The 14203-nt window shown below is 48.6% G+C and carries 9 protein-coding genes; 6 read left to right on the forward strand and 3 right to left on the reverse strand.

Going from position 1 to position 14203, the window contains the following annotated elements; translation table 11 throughout:
• Nucleotides 1–141: 141 nt before the first annotated feature.
• Entirely contained in the window at nucleotides 142–1416 is a 1275-nt protein-coding gene (locus tag MEALZ_RS07035) for a sensor histidine kinase (protein ID WP_014147924.1), read from the reverse strand.
• 197 nt (nucleotides 1417–1613) lie between these two features.
• Between MEALZ_RS07035 and MEALZ_RS07040 the strand changes: the two genes are divergently transcribed.
• From MEALZ_RS07040 to MEALZ_RS07065, 6 genes are read left to right on the forward strand one after another with little or no spacing between them, the layout of a single operon-like run.
• A complete protein-coding gene (locus MEALZ_RS07040) occupies nucleotides 1614–3251 on the forward strand; it encodes an ASKHA domain-containing protein (protein WP_014147925.1) in 1638 nt (545 codons plus the stop codon).
• A 12-nt stretch (nucleotides 3252–3263) separates the two neighbouring features.
• Nucleotides 3264–3929 carry a cobalamin B12-binding domain-containing protein gene (locus tag MEALZ_RS07045; RefSeq protein ID WP_014147926.1) on the forward strand — a complete coding sequence of 222 codons (666 nt, stop codon included), beginning with the start codon at nucleotides 3264–3266 and terminating at the stop codon, nucleotides 3927–3929.
• Nucleotides 3926–4954, forward strand: coding sequence for a uroporphyrinogen decarboxylase family protein (locus MEALZ_RS07050; RefSeq protein WP_014147927.1), 1029 nt, complete (start codon nucleotides 3926–3928; stop codon nucleotides 4952–4954). Before MEALZ_RS07045 ends, MEALZ_RS07050 begins: the two co-directional genes overlap by 4 nt.
• Nucleotides 4951–5574, forward strand: a complete 624-nt coding sequence (locus MEALZ_RS07055; protein WP_014147928.1) for a DUF1638 domain-containing protein — start codon at nucleotides 4951–4953, stop codon at nucleotides 5572–5574. The genes MEALZ_RS07050 and MEALZ_RS07055 overlap by 4 nt, the downstream gene beginning before the upstream one ends.
• A gap of 6 nt (nucleotides 5575–5580) precedes the next feature.
• Nucleotides 5581–7572 (forward strand): sensor histidine kinase, encoded by a 1992-nt coding sequence (locus MEALZ_RS07060; RefSeq protein WP_014147929.1) that lies wholly within the window; start codon nucleotides 5581–5583, stop codon nucleotides 7570–7572.
• The gene (locus MEALZ_RS07065; protein ID WP_014147930.1) at nucleotides 7562–9688 is read left to right on the forward strand and encodes a GGDEF/EAL domain-containing response regulator; all 2127 of its coding nucleotides are present in this window, start codon (nucleotides 7562–7564) and stop codon (nucleotides 9686–9688) included. Before MEALZ_RS07060 ends, MEALZ_RS07065 begins: the two co-directional genes overlap by 11 nt.
• A 617-nt stretch (nucleotides 9689–10305) precedes the next feature.
• Here MEALZ_RS07065 and bioA read toward each other — a convergent pair.
• Nucleotides 10306–11583 (reverse strand): adenosylmethionine--8-amino-7-oxononanoate transaminase, encoded by a 1278-nt coding sequence (gene bioA, locus MEALZ_RS07070; RefSeq protein ID WP_014147931.1) that lies wholly within the window; start codon nucleotides 11581–11583, stop codon nucleotides 10306–10308.
• A gap of 768 nt (nucleotides 11584–12351) precedes the next feature.
• Nucleotides 12352–13833: a DegQ family serine endoprotease gene (locus tag MEALZ_RS07075; RefSeq protein ID WP_014147933.1), complete on the reverse strand. Its 1482-nt coding sequence runs from the start codon at nucleotides 13831–13833 to the stop codon at nucleotides 12352–12354.
• Nucleotides 13834–14203 lie beyond the last annotated feature (370 nt).

Raw genomic sequence — 14203 nt, forward strand, 5'->3', positions numbered from 1 at the left:
GCACCGGGGTGTGCGGCCCCTCACCTAACGCTAGGTGAGGGGCCAGCATGGAGCTGGCATAGAGCCTACAGGGACGTATTCACGGCGTCCTTTGACGGGCACCCCTGCGCCGAATTTTGATCTACGAGGGGTATAAATCATTCAGTCATGCGTTTGATGAATAGGCAACCAAATCTTAAAACTGGCGCCCTCTCCGATTTGGCTCGAAACATCGATTCTGCCATGATGAGCTCGGACAATATTATTTGCGGTCGATAAGCCCAGGCCGATACCTTTGCCAATAGGGCGCGTCGTGAAAAACGGTTCAAATAATCGATGCATATGGTTCGGATTAATCCCGGGGCCGTCGTCTGCAATTTCCACCCATATTTGTTTGTCGTCGATACCGGTTCGTATGATGATTTCGCCGGATTCGCCGACGGCTTGCCAGGCATTAGTCAGCAAACTTAAAAAAACTTGATTCATGAGTTGAGGAATGCATTCGATCTCGGGCGTGTCTCCATATTCTTTGCGAATACGGCATTGGATATTTTGGCTGCAGACGAACACCTTTAAAGTCGTATCCAAGCTCTGCTTGATATCGTATTGTTGCCAGTTTTGGCCGTTGTCATCGGTGAATTGATTGAAGGCACGTACGATATTTCGTACTCGGGTTAAACCTTCTTTGGATTCGCTAATCAGATCGGCTATATCCTCGCGCAAAAAATTCCAGTCTTTTTGCTGCTTCAAGGCTTGTAATTTTTCGATACAGTCCGGTTGGGGCCGGCATTTGGAAAGTTGATTATCGTATTGGTCGATCAAGTCGAATATTTCGAGGGCATATTCTTGAAAGGAATTGAGGTTGGAAAAAATAAACCCCAACGGATTATTGATTTCGTGTGCAATGCCGGCCGCTAATTGACCGATCGCGGCGAGTTTTTCCGATTGCATCAGTTCGGATTGAATCAATTGATGTTCCTGCATGCGTTTTTGCAGTTCCGTCTCGAGATGGATATTTTGATTTTGTAAGCGTTCGCGCGCTTTTTTAAGTTCTATTTGTAAGTTGACCCTGACCGATAATATCGATAAGTTGCAGGGTTTATAGAGATAATCCGCCGCACCCAACGAAAAACCGAATGTTTCGTCTAGTTCGGAGGTCAACGCCGTCACGAAAATGACAGGAATGTCTTGCGTCTTCGGATTACTCTTCAACGCTTTAATGACTTCGTAACCATCCATGCCGGGCATCATAATGTCCAACAGTATGAGGTCTAGTGAGGTATTATTCGCTATTTCCAAGGCTTTAACGCCCGATGTTGCGACCAATACCGCATAATCCGTCATCAAACATTGTCCGAAAACCGAAAGATTTACGCTTTCGTCATCGACTATCAGAATGCTAGGGCGCTGCTCAAGGCTAGCGGTATCGTTTGACATTAAGACCTCAAAATTTATTTATCATCATCGTAGATCAAAATTCGGCATCGGCGTCCTATCGGGCGAGTGACCGCACCCTCCGCCACCAGAGAACTTTCATTTGCCGGGACGATCGATTGCCAGACCTTCATGAATATTACTATAGTAATATGAGTTCCACCCTCCAAGATAGTGCCCGAATTGCGGCTAAAAGACCGATGCCAAAAAATTTAGAATCCATCGAAGAAAAAAAATATTATCGGTTGCGCGTCAGCACGGATGATTGCGGTTTAGAGCTTTACCTGTCCGATTCGTTATCGGTTCGAGAAGCGCTAGATCACACCGAAATTCGGGTTCGTGCGGCCTGTGGAGGACTAGGTACATGCGGCGCTTGTTTGATACAAGTCATTTCCGGCCGGTTCAATCCTCCGACACCGGCAGAGCGGCAAAAATTATTGCCGGATCAATTGGTTCAGGGATATCGACTCGCCTGTCAATTAAGGCCTCTGAGTGATGGTGAAGCCTACCTTGCCCATCCTGCTCCGCCGTCGCAATGGAGAAGTCCGGATCGATGCGAGTGGCCTACGGTCGAGTTTTCAAAAGATGTCGACGAGGTTCGGCAGCCGTATGGGATTGCGGTCGATTTAGGAACGACTCATATTCGTTTGTCTATTTGGAATCGTCATACCGCTCGGCTCATCGGTTGCCGGGTAGGTATCAATCCTCAAGTGGCTCATGGTGCCGATGTCCTGACTCGTTTGGATTCCCGGCGATTGGACGTTTATGCCTCGCGGGACTTGATGATCGAAGGGCGTAAGGCTATCTTGGACGGCATTCGAGATATTTTAAGTCGAGATTTTGGGGAAGTCGTTCACGTCCTTGACGAAACCGGAAAGATTATTATCGTCGGAAACACCGTCATGTTGATGTTGATTGGCGGCGGTAACGATAGCGATGATCTGTATCGGCTTGAAAATTGGCATATTCCTGTCGAGTGTCGAATCGATGATATTGCCGCTTGGCGCCATGATTGGCGTATGCCCCATGCGGATATCTCGATCGCTCAGCCATTGGCCGGTTTTGTCGGGTCGGATTTATTGGCCGATCTTTTGGCTTCAGGTATAACCGAGCAACCCGTTCCGATGCTGTTGGCGGATTTGGGAACCAATACTGAAATTGCTCTGTGGGACGGCACTGCGGCATGGGTGACATCGGTACCGGGCGGCCCGGCGTTTGAAGGCGTCGGGATGCGCAATGGTATGGCGGCTGAAACGGGTGCCGTTTATCGGGTTCGCGATGACGGCGATCGTTGGCTGATTGCTACGATTGGCGATCAGCCGATTCGAGGATATTGTGCCAGTGGCTTCATCGATGCGATTGCAGTGATGTTGGACAAACAAATACTCAAGCCCTCCGGTCGCTTTACCCAATCATTGCAACCGAGCGGTACGGGTTATCGGCTTGATGCCGACAATGCTAGGTCGGCGATTTTTGGTAGTGATGTCGATATTTTTCAACGAGCCAAGGCTTCGACCGCCGCAGCCATGATGCAATTACTCGGGTTCGCCGATTTGAAACCAAGCGATTTACAGGCTGTTTGGATTTGCGGCAGTTTGGGTCAGCATCTGGATTTACACAATGCGATTCGTGTCGGTTTGTTGCCCCGTTTACCGGTCGACAGATTCAAACGTTTTGCGAATGCGAGTCTGGCCGGGTGCGAGCAGTTGTTGCTGGACCGAAATGCAAATACTCGTTTAAATACGATCATAAGTAAGACAAAATCGATCAATTTAGGCGGGATAAGTAGCTATGAAGAAAGTTTTATCGAGCATTTGCGCTTGCAGCCGATGGCATAAGGGGGCCGAAATATGTTGAGTCGTTATGTGCAGGCATACAACGAAGCGGTTTTCGAAACCGATAAACAGGCGGCCTTGGCCGTGGTCGACGGGGCTCTACAGGACGGTTATAGCCCGGAAGATATTGTGTTCAATTTGGTCATCCCTGCCGTGGAAGCCATGATGGCGCGCATCGAACAGGACCCCGATTCCAATTTGGCGCAACATTTCATGACGGCACAAATCGCCTCGGAAGTGACCGAGCGAATGCTGGAAAAATTCGCTAGCCCGCCGGAAGCGATAGGCAAAGTGGTGATCGGCGCCGCCTATGGCGATTTACACTCGCTCGGTAAACGTATCGTGATCGGGTGTCTTAAATCGCTGATGGTGGATGTCATCGATCTAGGTATTAATATCCGCGCCGAACAATTTGTCGACAGGGCTGTTGAAAACGGCGCGCAAGTCATCGCGATCTCGGCCATGATGGTGCATACCGCGACCGGCGAGAACGGCAGTATCAAGGTTCGAGCCTTATTAAAGGAGCGAGGCTTGGAAGACAAAATAAAATTGGCGGTTGGCGGCGCGCCTTACCGATTCGATCCGGAGTTATACAAAAAAGTGGGGGGCGACGCATGGGCTCCCGACGGCGTGACGGCGGCAAAAGTTATTATCCAATTGATCAAAGAGGTGAACGCATGACACCTTTAGAAATTTTAGCGGCGGCTATAAACGGCGATCCGGCACCGCGTATTCCGATCTTTTGCAATTTGCTCGATCAAGGCGCGCGCGAACTCAATATGCACTCGCAAGATTATTTTGCTCGAGGAGAATGCGTGGCCGAAGCGCAATTGCGAATGTTAAAGCGCTTCGGTCATGACAATGCGTGGAGTTTGCATTATGTCGGCAAGGAAGCCGAATTGTTGGGCTGCCAAAAAATATTATTTGCCGATGACGGCGTGCCTAATGTAGAAGATTTCGTGATCAAGAATTGGGACGATATCGCCAAATTCGAAGTCCCAACCGATATTACTCAACATCAAGCGTGGCAGGCCATTGACGATTGTTTAGCGATTCTGCGCGCCGAAATTGGGCAGACTCATGCCATTTGTGCTTATGTGACGGCTTCGACGACCTTGCCGGCGTTATTGATGGGCATGGATAAATGGATGGAGTTGTTTTTAACCGGGCCGGTCGATCTGCGCGACGAATTGTTGCGTAAATGCGTAGATTTTTTTCATCAGCACATTAATGCGCTACGTGCGGCCGGAGCCAATGTTCTGATGTATTCGACGCCGTTCGGCTCACCCTATTTCGTCGGTAACAAAATCATCGAAGAAAACGTATTGCCTTGGATGAAACTCGATTTACAACCCGGCGGCGTTGCCGATGTCGTATATTATTGCGGTATGGCGCCATTTAACGGCGTCATCGATTTGGTGTTTGATCAACTGGGCATCACCTCGCATTACATCAGTCCATTGGCTGACTTGGCCGAAGCCAAGCGCTTGATCAATACCCGCGGCTTGACTTGTGGTGTGATAGACGACATCAAAATGATTCATTGGACTGAGGCGGAAACCAAAGCCGAAGTTAAACGCATCGTCGAGATAGGCAAGCAGGGCGGACATTTTTTATTCGGGAATGGCGTTATGCCTCTGGCAGTGCCGGAGGTCAATATCAAGGCGATGATAACGGCTGCCTTTGAGTACGGGCAGTTGACATGAAAAAATTTGTCCTGCATCAGGAGCATACAGAGCCCTTGACGATGGTCGGTTGCGGTATTTTGCGCAAAGAAGTCGACTATTTGATCCGGACTCATGGCTGGAATGTGCAAACGCATTTTTTGGATTCGGCCCTGCACAATTACCTGAATCGGTTATCGAAAGAACTTAACGAAGCCTTGCAAGAGCATGAGGCGAAAGGCGAAAAAACCTTTGTTTTTTACGGGAGTTGCCATCCGTTGATGGACAATTATTTGGACGAGCATCGCACTTGCCGTACCCGTGGCCAAAATTGCATCGTTATGTTATTGGGTTATGAGCGTTTCATGCAGGAGCTTGAAAAGGGTGCGTACTTTCTGGTCGAGGACTGGGCCTTGACTTGGCAACCGATGATCACGGCATGTTTCGGTAACAATATTACTGTCGTACGCGAAATTTTTCACAGTAGCCATAAATTCATGCTTGCACTCAAAACCCCATGCAGCGTCGATTTTTCCGAAGCCGCTCAAACGGCGGCCGATTTTGTGGATTTACCTTTACAGTGGCTCGATGTCGATCTTGAACACTTAAAGCAAGTGTTGTTCGAAGCTATTAAGCAGCGATTAGATCAAGCAACGACTTGAACGGGCATGATGAATTCAAACGATCACGATTTGCAAAGGCGTATAGAGCACTTGGAACACCGTGTCCGTAAGCTATCCGAAGAAAAGGCCAATCTGCATCTTGTCCTGCATATGGTGGAATTGCTCAATCCGATTGCCGGTATCGATTACTTCCTAGATAGTATGATCGCGGCTCTTTGCGGTAGTTTAGGCGGTACCAATACGGAGATTTATTATCTGGACGAAGGCGAGATTCACTATGTCAACTTATTCGGCGAAAAACGGATTGTCGGTGAGATTGAAGATTCGTTGGTGGCGGAGGTCTTTGCCACTCGCCATTTTGTCGAACAAAATACCGATTTGAACCATACCTTGCTCAAGGATAATGTAGCGGCGGTGGCTTGTACTTGGGTGATGCCCTTAACTATCGGCGACCAAATTTTGGGTGTTGTCAAAATGTCCGATTTGCTTGGGTCGGCACAGATGCGCAATTATTTGGCCCCGTTTTTTTCGCACATCGCGCTGATTCTGAATAACAAAATCCAGACTCGTAAAGCGGAAGCCGCTAATCGTGCCAAAAGCAGCTTTTTAGCGACGATGTCCCACGAAATCCGAACGCCACTGAACGGGATTCTGGGCATGGCTCAATTATTAGCTAAGCAGGAATGCAACGATGCTAAACGCCTAGAATGTGCTCGTACGATTCTGACGTCCGGAAATAATTTGCTTGCTTTGCTCAACGATATTTTAGATTTGTCTAAGATCGAGGCGAATCGTTTGGAGTTGAATTTTTTAGCCGTTCAGCCGCAAAAGGTTTTGGATGAAATCATGACGCTTTTTTCCGGTGCTGCCCAGCAAAAAGGGCTAAGGATTTATGCAACATGGATGGGGGGCGAGGCACAGGCCTATCGACTTGACCCGCTCAGAGTTAAGCAAATGTTGTCTAATCTGGTCAGTAATGCCATTAAATTTACCGATCGCGGTTCCATCCGGATCGAGGCGCGTCCGGTCCATGACGAGTCGGGGAGTTGTCAATTGGAGTTTTCGATCAGCGATACCGGTATCGGTATTCCGAAGGACAAACAGCGAGACTTATTTAAACCGTTTACCCAGATCGATAGCAGTTCGAATCGCCGTTATGTCGGTACCGGCTTGGGTTTGTCGCTGGTGTCGCGTTTTGCCGGGATGATGCAAGGGCAAGCCGGGGTTGTGAGCGATGAAGGAGAGGGAGCGCGATTTTGGTTTCGGATACCTACCCGAGTCGATAATGAGTTCGAGCCCCCTGGTCTCGCAACCAATATTGACAACTCATCCCAATTATCGAATCCAAATCCCAGACTAAGCCGCGTGTTATTGATCGGCAGTCATTGTGAGCATGGCGCTAATTTGTCGGCACAACTAAAGGCACGATCTATCGAAGTGATTGGTATTGATCATGACGATCAAATTTCGGACGTTATCGTCAAGGATCTTGGGTTGGATGCAATCATTATTGAACCTAGTTTGGAAAATAAATCTCTTTGCCGGCTTGCGAGAGAGGTTCGCGACTTGGAATCGGCCAATCATCTTCCCCGCGCATTCATCATCGGCATTAGCGATCAACAGTACGGCGAAGAGTTAGACTCGGTATTTCAACAGAATATCGATGAACGACTCGTTCGGCCCTTTACGATAGAGCATTTAGTGAACGTAATCGAAAGCCATATTCATCTGTCTGCGATTCAGCAGCAAAAGGCGTTGACTTGTAACGATGAAGAACGCATGTTTTTCAAAAATTGCGAAGGTATCAACGACATTCTCGACGGTCTTGAGCGCCAGTTGGAAAAAAATATGTTTACTGCCGTTGAGCAATTTAGCATGCTGCAAGCAAAACTAGAGGGTGGTTTGATCGCTACGCATTTCGCCAAGCTTGGTAAGTTGATTAACGATATGAATTTTGAGGAAGCTCATCTAGAGCTAAAGTTATTGCGTGAGCGATTCTCCGAAACCGAGACGAAGGAAACGCATTGTGGGCATTGAGCGCCAGAAAATCCTGATAATCGACGATACGCCGGCCAATATTACGTTGTTGGGGATGGCATTAAAGGATCACTACGAGATCCAGATCGCGACTAGCGGTAAAAAAGGCTTGGAGCTGGCTAGCGAGACTCCGCCCGATTTGGTTTTGCTCGATATCATGATGCCCGATCTCGACGGCTATGAAACCTGCCGGTTATTCAAGGCCGATGAAAGGTTGCGGCATATACCGATTATTTTCGTGACTGCGTTGAGCGAAATCGAAGCCGAAATTCATGGTTTATCGCTGGGTGCTGCAGACTTTTTGATAAAGCCTTTTAATCTCCAGATTGCTCAGCTTAGGGTGCGTAATTTATTGGAAACCGAACGAATGCGGCAGGCGTTGCGTCAGACGGAAGAAGATCAACGTCTTGCCGCGACCGTCTTTGCCTATAGTCATGACGGCATCGTGATTACCGATGTTGAAAACCGTATTATCAATGTCAATAACGCCTTTAGCCGTATTACCGGTTATGGACTTGACGAAATCAAAGGCGAAAATCCACGGATACTCAAATCAGGGCGGCAGGATACCGAATTCTACCAAAACATGTGGCAAGCCTTGTTATCGGAAGGTCACTGGAGCGGCGAAATTTGGAATCGCAACAAGCAGGGTGAGATTTACGCGGCTTTGACGTCTATTGCTGTGGTCAGGGACGATCAAGACAGCATTCATCATTTCATCGGTTCATTTATCGACATTACTCCGATCAAAGAACATCAGCACGCGTTGGAACGTATCGCGCATTTCGATCCCCTGACAGGAGTTCCGAACCGCTTTTTATTATCGGATAGACTTGAACAAGCCATCGTTCATACGCGACGTTCGCGAAAATTAATGGCGGTGTGTTATCTGGATCTGGATGAATTTAAACCGATCAATGATCGATTCGGTCATCAAGTCGGCGATCAATTATTAATAGAAATTACCCGTCGCATCAAGGCTTGTTTACGCGAAGGCGATACGTTGGCACGCATAGGCGGCGATGAGTTTGTATTATTATTGTTAGATATCAATGACAGAGGCGAATGTAAGACGATATTACGAAGAATTCTCAAAGCTGTTTCGGCAAAAATGTTGTTGGCGAATCAATATGTGTCGGTATCATTGAGCTTGGGTTTTACTCTGTATCCGGATGATTTTTCCGATACTGAAACACTGATTCGACATGCCGATCAAGCGATGTATCAAGCCAAGCAACAAGGTAAGAATCGATTTCAACGTTTCGACATGCTTCAAGAAAAACATGCATACGAGCAAGGGAAGCAACTTGCCCGTATCGAATGCGCATTGGCCAATAATGAATTTGTGTTGTATTTTCAGCCTAAGATCAATCTTCGCGATGGCGCTATTCTGGGAGTCGAGGCCTTGATTCGCTGGCAACATCCCGCGCGTGGTTTACTGAGCCCCTCCATGTTTTTGCCGATGATTCAAGGCAGTCAGCTTGAGATTAATATCGGCGATTGGGTGTTATCGACTGCCTTGAGTCGGTGGAATCAATGGAAAAAAGCAGGGGTCGATATTGCCATTAGTATTAATATTGCCGCTGGAGCATTGCTGCACCCTGACTTTGTTGAGAATTTATCCGCTAAATGTGCCGAATATCCGGATTTGCAGTCAGGCTGTCTTGAGTTGGAAATACTGGAGACCGGAGCATTGGATGATGACGAACGCGCGATTAAGGTAATGAAGGCTTGCCAAGCTTTGGGTGTCGTATTTGCGCTCGACGATTTCGGAACAGGCTATTCGTCGTTGAGTTATCTGAAATCCTTACCGGCAAAAACGTTAAAAATCGACCGGTCGTTTGTATTGGGTATGCTGGAAAATGAAGGAGATTTAGCGATCGTTAAAGGGATTATTGATCTAGCCTCGATATTCAAAATGCAAGTCATCTCGGAAGGCGTCGAAACAGTCGCGCACTTATTGAAATTACTTGAGCTAGGTTGTGAAAATGGTCAAGGGTATGCAATCGCAAAACCGATGCCAGAGGAGGATTTGCTCAATTGGTTAAAAGAATGGCAGTTGGAGCAAAAGAATTATCTTAAAAAAGCATTTCACCATGAAGAGCATGAAGATTAAGAAGTTATACCTATCGCACTTCAAATTTCGGCATTAGCGTATGGAGGCGTCGGGGTGTTCGGCAAAGGCTTTGGCAGCATGGATGCTGTCATAGAGCCTACATGGACGTATTCACCCAGCACCTAAATTCCATAGCCCATTGGCTATGGTTAACTATCTTGGATAATTTAGGTGCTGGGTTCACGGCGTCCTTTGACGAGCCCCCGGCGCCGAAGTTTGACCAGCAAAGGGTATATAAAACTTTCGCTTACTCAAGAAGTTGGCAGCGATGTTTAGATAATTTCTTGAATGTTTCAAGAAATTCATGTGCTTCATGGTTAAATTGCAGCAATTCCCAGTTTGAGCAGTTTCGCCGATTTTAGGGTGTGGGGTATGCCTGTCGAGGAACGCCGTAAACCCATCCATGGGGCTTGGCGGCAGCTCGAACGCCAAGGATGGCGTGAATGCAGATTTTGCAGGAGCAAAAATCTGCAAGCGCCAAGGATGGCGTGAATGCAGATTTTGCAGGAGCAAAAATCTGCCCTGCCGACATCCTCGCCAAGCATACCCCACACCCTTTTTGATCTCCAAATTGGGAATTGCTGGTTAAATTGCCGAATTTAGGCTTATTGAATCGATTACTGTAAGGTTTGAAAAACCGCCTCGGTTAATTTTTGCAGTTGATGTTCATCGATTATATAAGGCGGCATAGTATAGATTAAACGCCCGAAAGGCCTTAACCAAACGCCTTGTTTAACCAAGCGGTCTTGAATTTCGGAAAGGCACACAGGGTTTTTCATTTCAACGACACCGATAGCGCCGAGCACTCTGACATCGTCGACGCTAGCCAGGTTGCGGCACGGTTCCAAGCCCTTTTTTAGCCCGGCTTCTATGGCCGTGACCTGGCTTTGCCAATCCGAATCGAGTAATAAGTCGATGCTTGCCGATGCGATGCTGCAGGCCAGTGGATTCCCCATGAATGTCGGCCCGTGCATGAAGCAGCCGGCCGGTCCTTCCGAAATCGATTCAGCGACTTTGTCGGTCGTTAATGTTGCGGCTAGCGTCAGGTAACCGCCGGTTAAGGCCTTGCCGAGACACAAAATATCCGGAGAAATGCCGGCATGTTCGCAAGCGAACAGTTTGCCGGTACGACCGAAGCCGGTCGCAATTTCGTCGGCGATCAGCAAGACATCATATTTTTTGCACAAGGCGCTTACCGATTTCAGATATTCGGGATGATAAAACCACATGCCCCCCGCGCCTTGTACGATTGGTTCGAGAATGACCGCCGCGCAGGAGTCGCCGTGCTTCGATAGAATGGATTCCAACGAATCGATATCGGACGGATTCCAAGATTCGCCGAAACGGCAAGCGGGCCGCTGCGCGAAAAGGTGCTGAGGCAATACGGGATTGAATAAATGATGCATGCCGGTAACCGGGTCGCAGACCGACATCGCGCCGAAGGTATCGCCGTGATAACCGCCCCGAAGCGCCACGAATCGGTTTTTTTCGGGTTTGCCGAGCGCTTGCCAATATTGAATGGCCATCTTCAATGCGACTTCGACGCTGACCGAGCCGGAGTCGCTCAAAAACACCGAACTCAAGCCCTCGGGGGTGATTTTCAATAGACGCTCGACCAATTCGATTGCCGGCGTATGCGTAATGCCGCCGAACATCACATGGGCCATCGATTGTAATTGTTCAGTGGCCGCTTGATTGAGTTTGGGGTGATTGTAACCGTGTATTGCCGACCACCAAGACGACATTCCGTCGATCAATTCGCGGCCGTCGCCCAGTTTAAGCATGACTCCGGAAGCGCTGGCAACATGATAAACCGGCGTCGGTGCTGTCATTGATGTGTAGGGATGCCAAATATGGTCGCGGTCGAGTTGCAGTCGTCTATTTTGTTGAGTCATTTATATGGAATGAGTTAGGAAAATCATTAAATCTAAAAAAGCATTTCACCATGAAGAATAAGAAGTTAATTCAATGGCTTATTCTACCTATGCAAATTATTTCCGCCTCCCTAGAAGGTTATTCAAAAATTTAGAGTAAGCCGTTGAACCTAAACTCGGCAGGCAGTCTACTAAAATCACGAAATACACGAAATTAATCATACGGTTACATAAAACTTTTCCTGATTAGCAAGTTTCTTCAGCTAAAGCCCAAAGATCAGCATAACCCCTAGCAAGATGGGGTTCGTAAGCCATGCGCGTCAAGCTAAAAACGGCCACCACATCACGCTTTTTCCCAAGCTCCAGCTTGGGAAAAACACCCCGGAAGCTCCAGCTTCCTGAGACCGACACAACCTCTGCTCACTCTCAATCAACCCCGACTCGCTTGTTCAATTTTTCTTGATTGTCGGGAAGCTAGAGCTTCCAGAACAGGTTACCCAAGCTGGAGCTTGGGTAACAGCATATTTTAGTTTTTGCGACTACGACTGGCCCCTGCTCGGACACTTGGCTTCGGCAAGCCGAAGCATCTTGCTAATCAGGAAACTTTTTATCAACCCAATGGGTGTGCAATATGGATAGTGTAACTAATTGAATATTTTTGTGATTTTCGTGTGTTTCGTGGACAAAATACTTTTTATAGGTTGAAAGACTTCATGAGCTTCATGGTTAAACTGCCGAATTTAGGTTAAACCTAGAAAAGCAATTGGGCCGCGAAGTACACGAATGCGTTTAGCGCCATTGCAAGACGACATAGCGGGACATGCCGCGATCGCTGATCAGTAACAAGACCCGCTTGTTATCCTTGCTTTGGTTGACGGCGCGATTGAATTCGTTGGCCGAATTAACCGGTTTACGGTCGACTTGCAGGATTACAGTTCCGGGGCGTATGCCGGCCATTGCGGCAATCGAGCCCGGATTGACTTCGGTGACGATGACGCCTTGGCCGGGAGTTGCATTAAATTGTCGCGCCAGTTCCCGAGTCACGGTCTGCACGGTCAAGCCCAGTTCTTCGGTGCTTTGGGCGGGCGCTTGTGCCGCTGCAATTTGTTGATCGCCGAGTTTTTCGATTTTTATGTCGATTGTTCGCGATTTTCCATCGCGCAAGATCTCGATTTTGGCGCTTTTGCCGGGCGGTGTCAGCGCGACGCGGTTTCTGAAATCGCCGATATCGTTGACCGGCCGGCCTTGGTATTGGGTCACGATGTCGCCGGCTTTGAGGCCTGCCTTCGCCGCCGGCGAATCATCGGTGACCTGTGCGATTAAAATGCCTTGATGCGTTGTCAAGTTGAAGGACTCGGCCAATTCCTGCGTCAACGGCTGAATCACGACGCCTAAATAGCCGCGCGTGACTTCGCCTTGTTCGATCAATTGGTCGGCGATCGATTTAGCCAGATTGATCGGGATTGCGAAGCCTACACCCATATGACCGCCGCTGCGGCTAAAAATCGCGGTATTGATGCCGACTGCTTCACCATCCAGGTTGACGAGCGGGCCACCGGAATTACCGGGATTGATCGCGGCATCGGTTTGAATGAAGTCTTCATAATCGCTGATGCCGAGGCTGGTTCTGCCCTTGGCGCTTACGACCCCGACGGTCAACGTATGGCTCAAGCCGAACGGATTGCCGATGGCCACGACCCATTCGCCGACTTCCAGTTTTGTCGAGTCGCCCAGCGGCAAGGCCGGTAAGTTTCCGGCCTTGATTTCAATGACGGCAATATCCGATTTAGGATCGGTGCCGGTAATCTTGGCGACGAATTCCCGCCCGTCTTGGAATGTCACGCGAATTTTGTCGGCATTCGCAACGACATGGTTGTTCGTGATGATATAGGAGGTTTCGCTCAACAAGCCTCGCTTCGACGCAAAAACGAAGCCGGAACCTTGGCCTATCGCGGGCGCCCGTTGTTGCGGGGTAGGGGCCGGTCCCGGGCGTCTTGGCGTGCCGGGAAATTCGTCACCGAAAAAACGCCGGAAAAAATCATCGCCGAAAGGCCATTCGTCTCCGAACGGAGTAGCAAAGGGTGTTTGCGCGACGCCTTCACGAGAGCTTTCCACCTGGATGAAGACAACCGAGGGAGAAGCTTGCCGTGCGACCGATGCAAACGCTTTACTGGTTTCGCGAAGATTTTCGATACCGCCCGTTTGCGCGAATGAGAGAGGGGAAAATGTGACAATTAACAGTAGTAACGGTAAAAAATATTTTTTATTCATAAATTTAACCTTCTTTTCTGTTGCTTATGGCGCGTAAGGAAATTTGTAAAAGTTTAAACCTAAAAAGAGCATTTGAGTGCTTCAACTACCGTTCGCCCTGAGCCCTTCGGCTACGCTCAGGAGAGCCCTGTCGAAGCGGTGAAGGGTAGTTTGAGACTTCACCAATGCGGTGAAAGTGTTGTAGACCGTTCATGCTTCGACTTGGCTCAGTACGAACGGTCTACAACACATGCCAACGTAATTATTCACACCCCCTATCGTTCCTACGCTCCGGCGTGGGAATGAAGACCGAGACGCTCTAGCGTCTCGTACCGCTGGAGCGGTACTCAGGCGTTCCCACGCCGGAGCGTGGGAACGATAATTTTCGGGG

Origin of the sequence: Methylotuvimicrobium alcaliphilum 20Z, from assembly GCF_000968535.2 — a bacterium.
GTDB classification, from domain to species: Bacteria; Pseudomonadota; Gammaproteobacteria; order Methylococcales; family Methylomonadaceae; genus Methylotuvimicrobium; species Methylotuvimicrobium alcaliphilum.